Below are 14,236 nucleotides of genomic sequence, written 5' to 3' on the forward strand. Positions count from 1 at the left end.
TGCTGGCGGCAACGGAGGCGACGGCGCGCCGAACTACAGCGTGACCAAGGGCGGTGACGGCGGAAACGGCGGAGCTGGCGCCGCCGATGGAACGCCTGGTGCTCCCGGAGCACCTGGAGTCGACCCATACAGCCCATCCAGCTAATTAGGTCAGCATCCATCGGGAAGGATCGCGCCGTGGGCATCTGCAGCTTCGGGCACGGTGTACCAGTCTGATCGGATCTCCACCGGCATCAACTGAATCAAAAGAGAGAGGCCGTCATGCAGTTCGCTCGTTGGCGACTCACTCTTAGCCTCGCACTGCTTGTCGGTGCGGGGTTGCCCGTTGCGCCACCCGCGGCGGCAATGGTGATCTTGGGCGGGGGAGCCCCCATCGTCATCGATGGCAACAGCCACTGCACGCTGACCACGATCGGACGAGATCGGGCTGGCGACGTGGTGGGTATCACCGGAGCGTGCGGCGGTCCAGGGGCCACCGTTGCACTCGCGGGAACAGAAACCACCGTGGGCACCCTGGTGGCCGTCAACAACGACCTGCATTACGCGGTGATCAAGTTCGACGTGCCCGACCTGCTCCCGGTGTCTGACTACGCCGGGACCGTGATCAACGGCATCGGCCCAGATCCACAGTTCAATGCGCGCGTGTGCAAATACGGGCTCACCCCCGGCTGCGGCCCCATCAAATTCGTCGAATTGCCGTTCATGATGATCATGGGAGCGCAATTTGACACAGGCGATGTAGGAGCCCCGGTAACCATGGACGGTCTGCTGATCGGCATGGCATACAACGGCGGCGCGATCGGAGTCCACAGGTGGGAGCCTCTGAGGCCGGTCACCTACTTGACGAAATTCAGCACGATCCTCGCCGACGTCAATGCCAACGACGGACCCGGCAGCGGATTCATCCCGATCGCCAGTTAACGGCGCGGGCGCGTTGCCGATTCTTCCTGCCCGAACCGGGCATCATGGTCGCACCACAACTGGACCACTACGAGGGCTCACCTCACGTGCTTAAGCAATGGGACACCGGCTAAGTGTCAGATGCCCTGAATCATCGCGGCAACGGCGTCGATGAAGTCGAGTGGTAGGTAGGCTCCGAGTACCTGGAAGTCGGTCACGCTAACCGGCAACACTACTGACTCAGATGTGAGGTTCGCCAGAGCGGCATCGAATGCTTGGTCGGCCTGGAGGACGGCTTGATCGGCTTGGTAGACAGGCTGATCCGCGTAGGAAAATAGCCAGGTGTCCAGCTGGGACCCAAAAGCGCTAGCGTTGGAAAGAATTTCCGCTTGTTGCGTCAAGGCTGAATGGTTCCACTGCAACATGGCGTCTTGAAGGCTCGTTTGATTGGCGATGAAGCTCCCTACGTCGCTCGCGTTGGAGACGTTGGAAAGGTCCGCTTGGCTCAATAGTTGATTGGCCTGAGTCACGGCGTCGCTGCCCATGTTCAGCAGTTCGGCGGGCGTGGCATCGGTGGTATCGACCACCTCAGCACGGGCGGGTGTCGCGGCGAACAGTCCAACCAACGCGCCAGCTACTAGGGCACCACCCGCCATGCTCCATTGGCCGATCGGTCGCGCGGTGCGGCGGCTTTTGCGGTTCATTAGTGGTTCCAATTCTGAGTGGCAATGAGACGCTCTGGGTCGTTTTCCGCCGAGTTTTCGGGAATAACGAACAGTTGTCAACCAGCCGCTTACCGCTGGACCTGCCCGGCTCACCGTGAGTGTTGCCGCCGGAAATCCACTCGGATTGCCACCGCCGCAACCCATTTGATAGCGCCGACTGCGGCGACCCCAAAGAACGCAGTGCCGATAGAGCGGAGCCGGTCGTTGATCAGTGTCCGGCACGGCCCCTCCCGAAGGCGAGGACTTCCGGGATCACCTCGACCGCATCGACGCCCAGGCCGATGACGCTACCCCTCTGCCCTGAAATTCCAGACGCCTCCAGCTTTCGACTCGGACTACCGCAAGCTGAAGGCAGAGCACCGAGCGACCTTCCGGGACGTCGTGCGATCGAAGTTCGCTCCGGTGTGCGAGGACTACGCCGCCGATCCGGCGACTCCGTGCCCGCGTTTGGAATTTGGCTCGGTGAGATGGTGCCCTCTCAGGCCGGTGGAACGGGCGAAAACCCAGCGCCGGGTCCGCCTTTGGCGTTGACGTCGTCGAGGATCGCGCTGAACAAGATCAGATTGGACTCTGGGATCAGGCGGAAACCACCAGTGGCGATCCAGCCACGGTAGGCCATTCCGAATAGCAGGTCGTCGGTGGTAACGGGGCGTCCCGCGTCTCCGGGTTGGAAGACAGCCTCGGCCATATTTCGGCCTGGCAGGGTTCCAGGGAGAGTGGTGATTCCGCCACATTGAATGCCGGTGGCGGCGCCGTCGGTGCATGCGGGTTGTCGAAATCCGGGGTCGGGGCCGATTCCGTTGATGGCGAAGCCGGCGAAGTTGGCCGTTGGGGTCACTTGGGCTGGGTCGAACTTGATGACGGCGTACTTGAGGGAGTCTTCGACGGCTACTACGCTGCCGACGTTTGCTCCGCCTACCGCGGAGACCGGGGAACCGGGGCCACCGCAACTTGCGGCGGTGAATCCCACGAGGTCCCCGCTCTTGTCGTGGCCGATCGTGGTCAGGGTGCAAGGAGTGTCGTTCACGACGATCCCAGCACCACCGCCCAACAGAGCCTTGTCGTCGGCGCCGGCTGTGGTGCTCGGGAGCCCGGCGGAAGCGATCAGGGCGGAGAGGGCCACCGCACCCATCACGACTCGTCGGCGCGCGCCCGCCCCACATATTTCGGGATTGAGGACATGACTCACGGAGTTGACGCCCTGGCTGGCGTGAATCATCTCTCGCCCATCGGTTGCCCCTAGCGCGGGGCCGGCTTCCTATCAGAAGCGGCGTTTGCGAACAGGTTGGTAATGCATGTCCTGGGTATTAACGGCTGCCGGAGACAGTATTTCAGGATGGCGGCCTGCGAGGCGTTGTCCAGCATAAAGCCAGCTAACTGCGAGGATGCCGGCGTAGCGTCCCTTCGCATCTCTGACGGGGCGGTTGCTGTGATTCGTGGAAGGGTTTGAGAAATGCGCGTCGATCGTGTCCGCCGATACGGAACCGGTGCCGGCTTGGTCGGCGGGGCGGCAGTAGCTGCCGCGCTGATCGGAGCGGGTATCGCCCGCGCCGACGACAGCACCGCTGACCTCAACGGCTGGACGGTGACACTGACTGGCAGTAATGAGACCGTCGGCCTGCTGCCCGCGGCGACGCTGTCGGACCCCGGCAATTCGCTGGGGCTGGGCACCACACCGATAGCGGGTGGGTATGACAGCTCGCCGGCTTCACCGCTGCTCGGCAGTATTGGATCGAACGACACATTCACCACACCGCTGTCGTCGGTCGGCGGGCCGGGTTACTTGAACATCGAAAACAGCTGGTTCCCAGGATTCGAGGTTGCCATCGTTCAGCCTGGCCAGGACAACGGCGCGGCGATGTCGCTTCTTGCGGTTGGCGATAGTGGCAAAGAGGTTGTCGATCTCCTCAACTTCGGCATAGGCTCGGCGCCGCTGTTCAACCCGGACGCGACCGGCCCCATTGACATCGGCGGGGTTGACTTAGCGTCCCCAGACGCCGGGGCGCTGTTGAATAACCTCTACGGAGCGGTGTTCCAAGGCAACACCACCGACTGGAACAATGCGATGACACTGTTCGATGACTGGCTCGGTATCGGCACATCCGGCAGCGGCTCGGCGGCCGCCAGCGATACCACGGGCTCGAACGACCCTCTGAGCACCGCTGCTTCGGACTTCAGCGACGCGAAGTCGGTGCTCGCCGGCATCGACGTTTCGGATGCCCCGAGCGATCAGCAGGAGCATCTGTCCCAGCTCGTCACCAGCCAGTCCGAGCTAATGGGCAACGTGTCGCATCTGCTGAGTCTCCTTCCGTCCCCGGACGCCAGCGATTCAGGGTCGCTGTCCTCGTTGGTCGACCAGCTGGTTTTCGAGCCGTTGGACCAGAGCTGGGCCAACGACGCCGCATCGGTGCTCTCCGCTGCCCAGGGCCTCGACACCGCCGTCACCGGCGGCTCGGAGTCGGCCATCGCAGGGGCTATGGAGCAGATTGGCTTGGCGGACCTCAGCCTGATCCCCACCACGTTCGAGTCGATCCCGGACATCGTGCTCGGTGACATATTCGGTGGCGGGGCCGGTGATGCCGCTGCGGGTGCGGACTTCTTCGACCTTCCCTCCGGGCTGTAACCGCGACTGGCCGGCGCAGCGCAAAAATACCTGCCTTGATAGCAGTGAGGAAGTTAATCACACCGCAGGTCACGGATGGTTTTTAACGGTGGTCGACGGGGCTTCACTGGTGGTTGTATCGGGCGTGCCCATCCTTGTGGCGGTGTCGGTGGAGTGGACTCTTCGGCGTCGTTGCGGACACAGTGTCGGTGATGCGGGTGGGATATCGCTGGTGGGTCGGAGTGTGCGTGTTCGTGTCCCTGTTGGCCGTATTGTGTGCCCCCTTAGCCTCGGCGGCACTCCCGCTGGGCGGCGGAGCGGGGATTATTGTCAACGGCACCTATTGCACCCTGACCACCATCGGCCACGACAAGACCGGGGACCTGGTCGGTTTCACCGCCGCGAGCTGTGGCGGACCGGACTCCCCAGTGGATGCCGCGGGCTCAGAGGACCTCGGCCCGGTGGGCACCGTGGTGGCCGCTAACGGCGACCTAAATTACGCGGTGATCCACTTCGACCCCGCCAAGATCACGCCGATCGCCAACTTCGCCGGATTCGTCATCAACGGCATCGGCCCCGACCCGGAATGGCACCAGCCAGAGTGCCGATTCGGCGCGGCCACCGGTGAATTCTGTAGCCGTAAAACCAGTTTCGACGGCCCTGGCACGCATATGGGAACGGGCGGGGGCAACTATCTGCCCGGCGATAACGGTGCCCCGGTCACGTCGGACGGCCTGCTGGTCGGCCTGGTGACCGGCGGCCTTTTCGCCCCTAACGTCGGCCCGATCCCCTACCCGTCGCACCAACTTATATATGTGACGAAGTTCAGCGCCATCCTCGATGACGTCAATAGCAATGGTGGCCCCGGCGCCGGATTCACCCCGATCTCGGCCTAATGCCGGCAGTCCAGGGCCAGCGTGCCCGGACGATCAGGCTCGAGCTGAGTCAACTCCGGACGGGTCATTCAGACCCGCTCAACCAGTAGGCCACTCTTCACGGCGGGGATACGGAGATTTCCCTGCACTTCGGCCACGTCGGGCAAAGTTCCCGCGACGTTTGACCTTGACAAATTCGCAGGCGGCAACTGACGATCACATACGGCGAGGTCACAGCCTTTCCGCAGGGTCGAGATCGGGAGCACACCATGACCGCAGTGCAATCCAGGGCCGAGTCGACGATCACCGTGCACAACCCCGCCACCGGGGCGGTGTCGGGCACCGTGCCGATTGACGATCCCGCGACGGTGGCCGCCAAGGCCGCCCAACTCCTTTCAGCCCAACCGGAATGGGAGGCGCTCGGGCCGGCCGGCCGCAAGCGGTGGCTGTTGGCGTGGCAGGACTGGATCCTCGACCACGCCGACCGCATCACCGAGGTGCTGATCTCCGAGACCGGCAAATCGCATGTCGACGCCAGCCTGGAGGCCGTCGCTACGGCGGACGCTGTCGCCTACTGGGCCAACCATGCCAAGGAGTTCCTCGCCGACCGTCATCCCAAGGCGCACAGCCCGATCTATCGGGTGAAGCGGTTCACCACCGCCTATCGTCCCTACCCGCTGGTCGGGGTCATCACGCCGTGGAATTTCCCGTTCGCGATGCCCGGTCTCGACGTGCCGCCGGCCTTGGCTGCCGGCGCGGCCGTGCTGCTCAAGCCCTCCGAAGTGACGCCGCTGTCGGCGGTCGAGTTTGTGCGCGGCTGGGCCGAGATCGGTGCACCGCCGGTGCTCGGCCTGACCACCGGCTACGGCGAGACCGGCCAGGCGCTGATCGAGCACGCCGACTTCCTGCAGTTCACCGGGTCGACGGCGACCGGGCGCAAGGTCGCGGTGGCTTGTGCGCAGCGGCTGATCCCGTACGGCTTGGAGCTCGGCGGAAAGGACCCGGCGATCGTGTTGGCCGACGCCGACCTCGACCGGGCCGCCAACGGCATTGCCTGGGGCGGAATGTTCAACTCCGGACAGGTCTGCGTGTCGGTGGAGCGTGTCTACGTCGAAGCGCCCGTCTATGACGAATTCGTCGCGAAGCTGGCGGCCCGCGTCGGTGAGGTGCAGCAGGGCCAGGACGGTGACACCGGGGCGATGGCGACTGCCGCGCAGCGCGACATTGTGGCGCGCCACGTCGAGCAGGCGAGGGCCGCCGGCGCCCGGGTGGTCACGGGCGGTACGGCGACCGGCGTGGGGACCTACTTCGCCCCGACCGTGATCGCCGACGTCGACTCGTCCATGACGTGCATAACCGAAGAGACGTTCGGGCCGACCCTGCCGGTGATCAAGGTCGCCGACGAGAACGAGGCCATCCGGCTAGCCAACGACTCGCCGTACGGATTGTCGGCCACGGTGTGGACCGCCGATAAGCGCCGCGGCGAGCGGCTGGCGCGTCGACTGGAAGTGGGCGCGGTGAACGTCAACGATGCCTTGGTCAATGTCTTCTGTCCGGGGCTGCCGATGGGCGGCTGGAAGGAATCCGGCATCGGCTACCGCGCCGGGGGCGCCTCCGGAATCATCAAATACTGCCGGCAGCAGGCCATTACGTCGCCGCGGCTCCCCACTCAGAAGTCCGAATTGCTGTGGTATCCGTCCTCGAAACGCCGGATGGCGATCGCGCTGGGGGCCATGCGTGCCTTCGCGGCACGGGGGCGGCGCCGGTTCGGTTCGCGGCCGCACAACGGCTAGAACGTCGACCGCTCGTCGGGGTCGTGATCCCAGGTCTCGGGCAGTAGCGGTACCGCAGGGCCGGCGCCGAAAGTGTTGCCGCGCAACCGGGCCAGTCCGGTTGCACCCACCTCGCCCCGCTGCGCTGTCCCGGTGAATCCCAGCGCGCCCGCACCGGATTCCGAGCAGGCGGCGCCGCAGCGTCGTCGGGTGTTCCATGGTGGCGTCGGCGTATTCCTTCATCTGCGTACGGCGTCGCCGCCGGGCCCGTAACGATGCGCGAGCCGCGGGCGCGCGAGCCGAGACCGCCGCGGAGGCGCCGGCGGCCGGCGCCCTGGACTGGTCGCGGCCGGTCAGGGTGGGCCCGAAGCCTTCGGCGTGGCCGCCGGTCACCAGATAGGCCAACGTTTCGGCGCCGCTCACCGGTACGGCCGGCCCGGTGGTGCTCGCACCGGCCGGGCCTGCGGAGGTCCCCGCCGAACCGGTGACAGCGCCCCCGACACCGACGGCGACAGCAACCGGCTCGTGGGCCGGTCGAGGCACGATCATCGGGTGCAGCACGGGGGAGGGCACGGGCGCGGGTTGCTCGATGACCAGCTCCGGTGGCCCCTGCATCGATGCGATGAAGTCGTTGATGGCGTTGATCAGCAGCGGTAGCACGATCGGTATCCGAACCGGAATCGTCACGATGAACAGGAACGTCGACCAGAACACGATGTTCCAGAAGATGAACCAGAACCAGCGGTTGGCTTCCTCGATCGGATCTGTCGGCTCGTCGTCGCCACCGGTTCCGTTGTCGGAGGCCAGGATCGGCGGCGCCGGGTCCGGGCCGGGTAGCGACGCCAGCGCGGCACCGGACATCGCCTCGTAGGTCGCCATGACGGCGGCGGCCTGCACCCACATCCGGGCGTAGTCGGCTTCATTGAGGGCGATCGGGATGGTGTTGATGCCAAAGAAATTCGTGGCGGTCAGCACCCCGTGGACGGTGTGGTTGAGCGCCAGCTCGGCCAGGGTGGGCATGGCGGCCAGGGCGCTGCTGTAGGCCGCCGCGGCGGCTTCGTGTTGGGTGCCGGTGCGGGCGCTGTCGATGCTGGCGCGCGTCAGCCACTGCAGGTACGGCCCGTGCGCCGCGATGTACCTTTCCGCGCTCAGGCCGTGCCAGGCCGCCGACCGCACGGAGCCGAGCACGCTGATCAGTTCGGCGGCGGCGGCCGAGTATTCGGCGCTCAGCGCCGACCAGGCTCCCGCGGCGGCCAGCAGGGCAGCGGGACCGAGCCCGCCGCTCAACAGCGCGGAATGCAACTCCGGAGGAGAGGCGATCCAACCACCGTTCACGCCAGACACCAATTTCTACGAGCGGAACTGATAAATAATGACAAAATAGCATTGCCTAAGCTAACTTCGACGGCGTCGCGGGTGGTCGAAACCACCGCTGACATGCGCCGCGGGCCGGCGATAACCTGGGGTATGAGTCCCACAACCACGTTCCGGGTCGCCCGTGTCTACGACGAACCCCGTGCCGAGGACGGTGAACGGATCCTCGTCGACCGGCTCTGGCCCCGGGGCTTCCGCAAAGACGACCCGCGGGTGGGGCGCTGGTACAAAGACGCGGCGCCGTCGACCGAACTGCGCCGTTGGTACAACCATCAGCCTGAGCGTTTCGACGAGTTCGTCAGCCGTTACGAAGACGAACTGCAGACCGCGCAGGGGGCCGTAGGGTTTGCCGGCCTGCGCGCGCTGGCTCGCGGTAAGAAGACCGTCACCCTGGTAACGGCGAGCCGGGACGTGGCGGGAAGTGAGGCGGCGGTGTTAGCCAAGCTGCTGGCCCGACAGTGACGCGGGCGGTAGCCCCGTCCATGGCCAAGCCTCCCGTCTCAGGTATTACCGAGGCTGTCTAAAGTTATCGGGTGACCTCCGACCCCCCGGCCGCTCGACCGCGGCTGCAGCGGGAGATCTGGGTACTGCTCGTCGCGAACGTCTTGATCGCGCTCGGCTACGGGTTGGTGTCGCCGGTGCTGCCGGTCTACGCGCGTCATTTCGGGGTGAGCATCTCCGCGACCACGTTCCTCATCACCGCGTTCGCGCTGACGCGACTGATCTTCGCGCCGGTCAGTGGTCTGCTAGTTCAACGGCTGGGCGAGCGCTGGGTCTACGTGGCCGGACTCTTGATCGTCTCGGTGTCCACCACGGCCTGCGCCTTCGTGCAGACCTACGGGCAGCTGCTGTTCTTCCGTGCTCTCGGCGGCATTGGATCGACGATGTTCTTCATCGCCGCGGTAGGCCTGATGATCCGGATCAGCCCGGAGGACGCCCGCGGCCGAGTCGCCGGGCTGTTCGCCTCGGCATTTCTGCTGGGCACCGTGGGTGGCCCGGTATTGGGCAGTCTGACAGCGGGTTTCGGCCTCAGTGTGCCGTTCTTGTTCTACGGTTCGGTGCTGATCGTCACGGCCACCGGCGTCTTCGTCAGTCTGCGCCACTCGCATTTGGCCGAAGCGGCCGAATCGACGGGGCCCACGGTGTCGGTGCGGACGGCGTTGGCGCACCCCGCGTACCGCTCGGCGCTGTTGTCGAACTTCGCCACCGGCTGGTCGGTCTTCGGTTTGCGGGTTGCGTTGGTGCCGTTATTCGTCACCGAAGTCTTGGGCCGCGGGCCCTCCTTCGCCGGCTTGACGCTGGCCATGATCGGGATCGGCAATGTCTGCGCGGTGCTGCCCAGCGGCCAGCTGTCCGACCGGATCGGCCGCAAGGGGTTGCTGATCGCCGGCCTGACAGCATCTGGCGTCACCACGGTCTTGCTGGGTGCGAGCGCATCGCTGGTGGTGTTCTTGGTGGTGGCCTACCTGACCGGGGTGGCCTCGGGGATCTACGGGTCGCCGCAACAGGCGGTGATCTCCGATCTGGTCGGCAACCAGGCCCGGGCGGGCACTGCGGTGGCGACCTATCAGATGATGGCTGACTTCGGGTCGATCGTGGGTTCGCTTGCGGTCGGCCAGATCGCCGAACGGATGTCCTTCGAGTGGGGTTTTGCGATCAGCGGTGCAGTGTTGTTGGTGGCGGCCCTCACCTGGCTGTGGGCGCCGGAGACCAGGGCGAGCAACCCGATCGGCGGGATCGGCGACGCGACGTGGCTACGCTCGGTTGATGGTGACACTGGACCGGCTGGTCAACGTGGTGGGCAGCTACGGGGTTCGGCTGAGGTTCTGCTCCATTCCCAGGACGACGCGGCTGAGCAGTGTCGTGATGCACGAGGTGACCGGTGAGCGAGTCGTTGTCGGCGACGTCCTGTTGGCGGTCGGCGCCCGCTCGGTAAAGGAAGCGGTGCGCTGGGCGGTGGCCGCCAAGGCCGTCGCCGTGCTGGTGCGCGACGTCGAAGACAAGACCTCCTTCGTGGGGGAGGGCGAGTCGCTGGCCGTGCTGGTGGTGGACACGGCGGTGTCCTGGAGCGAGCTGGCCGCGGTGGTCTACGGGCTGGTGCTCGAAGGCCGCGAGACCGAATCGGGCCGTGGGCCAACGGATCTTTTCGCCGTGGCGGACAGCCTCGCCGAAGCGGTAGCCGGTGCGGTCACCATCGAAGATCAGCTGGGCAGGGTGCTGGCCTACTCGCGTGGCCAGCGATACGCCGACCCGGCGCGTTCAGCGACCATCCTGAACCGGCAGGAATCCGAGCCGCTTCGGGAGTTATTCGAAAAGCGGGGCGTCTTAGCGCATTTGGATATCCACGACGAGCCGTTGTTCGTCGCTGCCGATCCCGAGTACGGCTTGACCGGCCGGATGGTGGCCGCGGTGCGCGCCGGCCGGGAGCTGCTGGGTGCGGTATGGGTGGCCTGTCCGGAGGCATTGAGCGGTGAGCGGCTGACCGCCCTGGCCGACGGTGCTCGCACGGTGGCGTTGCACGTGCTGCGGTCACGAGCCAGTGCGGACCTGGAACGCCAAGTCGAATCCGATTGGGTGACCAGACTTTTGGATGAGCAAACCGAGCCAGACGATGCGGTCGCTCTGGTCGCCAGGCTGGGGCTGCCACAGGCCCCGTTGCGGGTGATCGCCGTGCACACCCGGATCGCCACGCAGCCGCACGCCGGGCTGCTACTGGCTTTCGAGGCCGTCACCACGGGATTCGGTTGGTCGCGTCCAGGCCGCAGTGCATTGGCCGCCAACACCGTCTTCACCCTGCTGCCGGCCGAGGACGCCGCGGCGGCCCGGCAGTGGGTGCGCGGCCTGGCCGACGCCCTGCCACCGCACGCCAGCGTGCGGGCCGGGATAAGTGCGGTTGCCACGGTCACCGAGTTGGCCGCGGCGTGCCGCGAGGCCGAGGAATGCCTCGCGCTGCACGAAGCCGGCTCACCCGAGGACATTCCGCCGGCCTACGACGAGTCCTGGGACGAGATCGTGCTGCGTCGGCTGCACACCGCGGCACGAGCCGGACGGGTCCCGACCCGCGGGCCGGTCGCAGGGCTACGTCACCACGACGCAGCCCACAACACGCCCTATGTAGCCACCCTGCGGGCCTGGCTCGACGCCCAGGGCGACCTGGCCCGAGCCGCCGAGCAGCTGGGCGTGCACGAAAACACGGTCCGCTACCGGCTGCGCAAGATGGCGGAGGTCACGCCACTGGGGCTGGCGGATCCGCGCACCCGATTCGCGGCGATGATCGAGCTCGCGGCGGGTGAGGTGTCGGAACTCGACAAACATTGACGCCGCTGTTGTGCGATTCGGTTAAACCGGGCGTCTGAGTGCAGTCGCATCATGGAGTGATGGGTGCGGCCAACCGAATCGACGACGCGCCACGATCGGTGATCGTGGTGGGTGCCGGCGTCGTTGGGTTGTCCACCGCCTGGTTTCTGCAGGAGCGCGGTGTCGAAGTCACCCTGGTCGACCGAGTCGGAGTAGCAGCCGGTTCCTCGTGGGGCAACGCCGGCTGGATCTCTCCGGCGTTGGCGATTCCGCTCAACGAGCCGGCGAACCTGCGCTTCGGGCTGCGGTCCCTACTGAGCCGGACCGCGCCGCTGCAGGTGCCACTCAACGCCGGCCCGGCACTGTGGACGTTCTTGGCGCGCTTCGCCGCGAACAGTCGTCCCGCGGCCTGGCGCCGCGCGGTGCGGGCCAACGCGCCGCTGAGCGCGGAATGCATTGAGGCCTATGATGTTCTGCTCGCCAACGGAGTGGACGCCCCGGTAACCGATGCCCCGATCACCGCGATCTTCCGCACCTCGGCTGACGCGGAGCGATTACTCGACGAGCTCCGCCGATTCTCCGAGGCCGGCCAGCCGGTATTCGGCACCGAACTGACCGGCGCCGCCCTGGCCGAGCGGGTGCCGCTGGCCTCCTCAGCAGTCGCCGCCGGGGTGCAGATCGACGGCCAACGCTTCCTCGATCCCGGCCGTTTTGTGACCGCGCTCGGTCGCGCGGTGGTGCAGCGCGGCGCCGTCCTGCACATTCTCGACGTCGCCGACGTGTCGCCGCACGGTAACGGCGTGGCCGTGACCAGCAGCGACGGCACGACTTTGACGGCCGATGCGGCGGTGATCGCCAGCGGCGCCTGGCTGTCGCGACTCGCGGCGCGCTGGATCCGAGTGCCAGTGCGGGCCGGGCGCGGCTACTCCTTCTCGGTGCCGGTCGACGGGCCGGTCACCGGGCCGATCTACCTGCCCGATGCCCGGGTGGCCTGCACGCCGCTCAATGCCCGACTTCGGGTCGCCGGCACCATGGAGTTCGGCGATCCCGACGCCCCGATCGTCCCGGCCCGCGTCGATGCCATCGTCGCCGCCACCCGCCCGCTGCTCGACGGTGTCCGCTGGGATGAGCGCACCGATGTATGGGTGGGCCCACGCCCGGTCAGCCCCGACGGGCGGCCCCTGGTGGGGGAGGTGTGCCCGCGCACCGTTTACGTCGCCGGTGGGCACGGAATGTGGGGCATGACGCACGGTCCGGTGACGGGCCGGTTGTTGGCCGAGCAGATCACCACCGGCAAACAGTCCGCCGTACTGCGTGACCTCGATCCCTTGCGCTGACCCGCTCGGGTCGGTGATTTTCGAATCAAATGCTGTTGTAAAGGAGAACTGTCGATGACTGATACGCACGGTGTCTGGATGACCCAGCAGGCCAAGGACCGGCTGCTCGCGGAGTTAGCGGAATTGTCTGCACCGCAGGCTGTTTCGGGCAGCGAAGACATCGATGAACAGCAAGCTCGGCAGGCCCGGATCCACCAGATCCACGACCTGCTGGCGGTCGCGGTGGTTGGACAGGACCCGCCGGACGACGGGGTCGCCGAACCCGGCATGGTGCTGACCGTCCGCTACAGCGACGGCGAGACCGAGACCTTCCTGCTCGGGGTGCGCGATGACGATCAGGGTGGGTTGGAGGTCTACTCGCCGCAGTCGCCGCTCGGCATGGCGATCACCGGAGCCCGGCCGGGGGAGGAGCGCAGTTACCAGGTGCCCAGCGGGGCCAACGTGACGGTGACGCTGCTCGACGCGGTGCCCTACGGGCTGCATCAGACCCAGCATCCGGCCTGAAATCAGGCCGACTGACGAGCTGTTTTGAACCTTGGTGCGGCTGTGGTGTAGCTTCGATGAGCACGACAACGCGGGGCTATGGCGCAGCTGGTAGCGCACCACACTGGCAGTGTGGGGGTCAGGGGTTCGAGTCCCCTTAGCTCCACTCATTTCGATAGGTATCGGCGTTCAGTCTGAGCTGTTTGCGCTGACTTGCGGCTGGGCCACTTGGTGAACAAAGAGTCACAACGCCCTAGCCGCATCGTTACGGTAACGAGTCAATTGGCCGGAGCGGTTACTTACAAGCCTGTGATACGGTTCTTTTGCAGTCAGAGGATTGCGGGTCCGGGGGGGCTGGATACTAATCATCGGAGTTTACGTGAAGAGCCTCGGGAGAATCGGTAAAGCGATATTCGCCGGTGTCGGCTTTTATGCAAGCGGGTTGATTCTGAGTGGTCAGGCAGGTGCTGTGCCCCTCGCGCATCTGCCCCTTGGGGGGCCGGTGTGTGCGGGTGGTGTGATCGCTCAAACATCCGGTGACGGTGGGGCGGCGGCCGCGCCGGTTGGAGCGGCCGGCGCGGCGCCGTGCGCGGCTGACCTGACCACTCTTGCTGGTCCGGTGCCGATGGGGCTGCCGGGACCGGTGCCCCCGATTCCGATTGCCCCGATTCCGGTGGTGCCCGGACTGCCGCCGCCCGTGCCGCTGGTGGCGCCGGGGCCGGCCGGGGCCGCCGCAGCCAGTCCTATCGTGGGGCTGGCGGCAGACGCCGCCAGTGCTCCTATCGGCCTGGCTGGCGGCACTAAATAACACGTGCCAGAAGAGAGCCCGCGAACATTGTGTTCGCGGGCTTTTTTCTGTTGCGGAGTCATC

14 protein-coding genes, 1 tRNA gene and 1 pseudogene are annotated in these 14,236 nt (G+C 66.2%); 12 read left to right on the top strand and 4 right to left on the bottom strand.

Annotation, left to right across the window (positions count from 1 at the left end):
* Positions 1–435: 435 nt before the first annotated feature.
* Positions 436–921 carry a chymotrypsin family serine protease gene (locus BN4346_RS48120; protein WP_208863230.1) on the top strand — a complete coding sequence of 162 codons (486 nt, stop codon included), beginning with the start codon at positions 436–438 and terminating at the stop codon, positions 919–921.
* Between the two features lie 116 nt (positions 922–1,037).
* On the opposite strand, the gene BN4346_RS32785 is transcribed toward BN4346_RS48120, so the two are convergent.
* On the bottom strand, positions 1,038–1,604 hold the full coding sequence (locus BN4346_RS32785) for a hypothetical protein (protein WP_154677578.1): 567 nt from the start codon (positions 1,602–1,604) through the stop codon (positions 1,038–1,040).
* A 499-nt stretch (positions 1,605–2,103) separates the two neighbouring features.
* Entirely contained in the window at positions 2,104–2,757 is a 654-nt protein-coding gene (locus tag BN4346_RS32790) for a chymotrypsin family serine protease (RefSeq protein WP_067971031.1), read from the bottom strand.
* Positions 2,758–3,078: 321 nt separating this feature from the next.
* Here BN4346_RS32790 and BN4346_RS32795 point away from each other — a divergent pair, with 321 nt between their 5' ends.
* The 3 genes from BN4346_RS32795 to BN4346_RS32805 all read left to right on the top strand — a co-directional run bounded on the left by BN4346_RS32795 (position 3,079) and on the right by BN4346_RS32805 (position 6,895).
* Positions 3,079–4,248: a hypothetical protein gene (locus BN4346_RS32795; protein WP_067971033.1), complete on the top strand. Its 1,170-nt coding sequence runs from the start codon at positions 3,079–3,081 to the stop codon at positions 4,246–4,248.
* Positions 4,249–4,439: 191 nt separating this feature from the next.
* Positions 4,440–5,123, top strand: a complete 684-nt coding sequence (locus BN4346_RS32800; protein ID WP_078058575.1) for a chymotrypsin family serine protease — start codon at positions 4,440–4,442, stop codon at positions 5,121–5,123.
* Positions 5,124–5,371: 248 nt separating this feature from the next.
* Positions 5,372–6,895 carry an aldehyde dehydrogenase family protein gene (locus BN4346_RS32805; RefSeq protein ID WP_067971035.1) on the top strand — a complete coding sequence of 508 codons (1,524 nt, stop codon included), beginning with the start codon at positions 5,372–5,374 and terminating at the stop codon, positions 6,893–6,895.
* On the opposite strand, the gene BN4346_RS49715 is transcribed toward BN4346_RS32805, so the two are convergent.
* Complete coding sequence (locus BN4346_RS49715; protein WP_327344247.1) at positions 6,892–7,005, bottom strand: PPW family C-terminal domain-containing PPE protein; 114 nt, start codon at positions 7,003–7,005, stop codon at positions 6,892–6,894. The two genes, BN4346_RS32805 and BN4346_RS49715, sit on opposite strands and share 4 nt — an antisense overlap.
* Before the next feature lie 458 nt (positions 7,006–7,463).
* Between BN4346_RS49715 and BN4346_RS49720 the strand changes: the two genes are divergently transcribed.
* Positions 7,464–7,745 (top strand): hypothetical protein, encoded by a 282-nt coding sequence (locus BN4346_RS49720; protein ID WP_327344249.1) that lies wholly within the window; start codon positions 7,464–7,466, stop codon positions 7,743–7,745.
* Here BN4346_RS49720 and BN4346_RS49725 read toward each other — a convergent pair.
* Positions 7,637–8,209: pseudogene (locus BN4346_RS49725) on the bottom strand (PPE family protein); the annotation flags it as partial. The gene BN4346_RS49720 and the pseudogene BN4346_RS49725 sit on opposite strands and share 109 nt — an antisense overlap.
* 132 nt (positions 8,210–8,341) lie before the next feature.
* Between BN4346_RS49725 and BN4346_RS32815 the strand changes: the two are divergent.
* From BN4346_RS32815 to BN4346_RS32845, 7 genes are all read left to right on the top strand, one after another.
* Positions 8,342–8,710 carry a DUF488 domain-containing protein gene (locus BN4346_RS32815; RefSeq protein ID WP_067971169.1) on the top strand — a complete coding sequence of 123 codons (369 nt, stop codon included), beginning with the start codon at positions 8,342–8,344 and terminating at the stop codon, positions 8,708–8,710.
* Between the two features lie 71 nt (positions 8,711–8,781).
* Positions 8,782–10,134: an MFS transporter gene (locus BN4346_RS32820; protein WP_167666214.1), complete on the top strand. Its 1,353-nt coding sequence runs from the start codon at positions 8,782–8,784 to the stop codon at positions 10,132–10,134.
* Complete coding sequence (locus tag BN4346_RS32825; RefSeq protein WP_067971042.1) at positions 10,016–11,566, top strand: PucR family transcriptional regulator; 1,551 nt, start codon at positions 10,016–10,018, stop codon at positions 11,564–11,566. Before BN4346_RS32820 ends, BN4346_RS32825 begins: the two co-directional genes overlap by 119 nt.
* A 59-nt stretch (positions 11,567–11,625) precedes the next feature.
* Positions 11,626–12,882 (top strand): NAD(P)/FAD-dependent oxidoreductase, encoded by a 1,257-nt coding sequence (locus BN4346_RS32830; RefSeq protein WP_067971170.1) that lies wholly within the window; start codon positions 11,626–11,628, stop codon positions 12,880–12,882.
* 54 nt (positions 12,883–12,936) lie between these two features.
* Positions 12,937–13,386 carry a GreA/GreB family elongation factor gene (locus tag BN4346_RS32835; RefSeq protein ID WP_067971044.1) on the top strand — a complete coding sequence of 150 codons (450 nt, stop codon included), beginning with the start codon at positions 12,937–12,939 and terminating at the stop codon, positions 13,384–13,386.
* Positions 13,387–13,458: 72 nt separating this feature from the next.
* Positions 13,459–13,531, top strand: a tRNA-Ala gene (locus BN4346_RS32840).
* Positions 13,532–13,882: 351 nt separating this feature from the next.
* Positions 13,883–14,173, top strand: a complete 291-nt coding sequence (locus BN4346_RS32845; RefSeq protein ID WP_067971046.1) for a hypothetical protein — start codon at positions 13,883–13,885, stop codon at positions 14,171–14,173.
* The last annotated feature ends 63 nt before the right edge of the window (positions 14,174–14,236 follow it).

Origin of the sequence: Mycolicibacter icosiumassiliensis, from assembly GCF_900078685.2 — a bacterium.
GTDB classification, from domain to species: Bacteria; Actinomycetota; Actinomycetes; order Mycobacteriales; family Mycobacteriaceae; genus Mycobacterium; species Mycobacterium icosiumassiliensis.

Coding starts and splice junctions, on each gene's coding strand:
- BN4346_RS32815 (WP_067971169.1), top strand. CDS start 8,342: ATGAGTCCCACAACCACGTTCCGGGTCGCCCGTGTCTACGACGAACCC.
- BN4346_RS49720 (WP_327344249.1), top strand. CDS start 7,464: ATGACCAGCTCCGGTGGCCCCTGCATCGATGCGATGAAGTCGTTGATG.
- BN4346_RS32835 (WP_067971044.1), top strand. CDS start 12,937: ATGACTGATACGCACGGTGTCTGGATGACCCAGCAGGCCAAGGACCGG.
- BN4346_RS32825 (WP_067971042.1), top strand. CDS start 10,016: ATGGTGACACTGGACCGGCTGGTCAACGTGGTGGGCAGCTACGGGGTT.
- BN4346_RS32785 (WP_154677578.1), bottom strand. CDS start 1,604: ATGAACCGCAAAAGCCGCCGCACCGCGCGACCGATCGGCCAATGGAGC.
- BN4346_RS32830 (WP_067971170.1), top strand. CDS start 11,626: ATGGGTGCGGCCAACCGAATCGACGACGCGCCACGATCGGTGATCGTG.
- BN4346_RS32795 (WP_067971033.1), top strand. CDS start 3,079: ATGCGCGTCGATCGTGTCCGCCGATACGGAACCGGTGCCGGCTTGGTC.
- BN4346_RS32800 (WP_078058575.1), top strand. CDS start 4,440: ATGCGGGTGGGATATCGCTGGTGGGTCGGAGTGTGCGTGTTCGTGTCC.
- BN4346_RS32790 (WP_067971031.1), bottom strand. CDS start 2,757: ATGGGTGCGGTGGCCCTCTCCGCCCTGATCGCTTCCGCCGGGCTCCCG.
- BN4346_RS32805 (WP_067971035.1), top strand. CDS start 5,372: ATGACCGCAGTGCAATCCAGGGCCGAGTCGACGATCACCGTGCACAAC.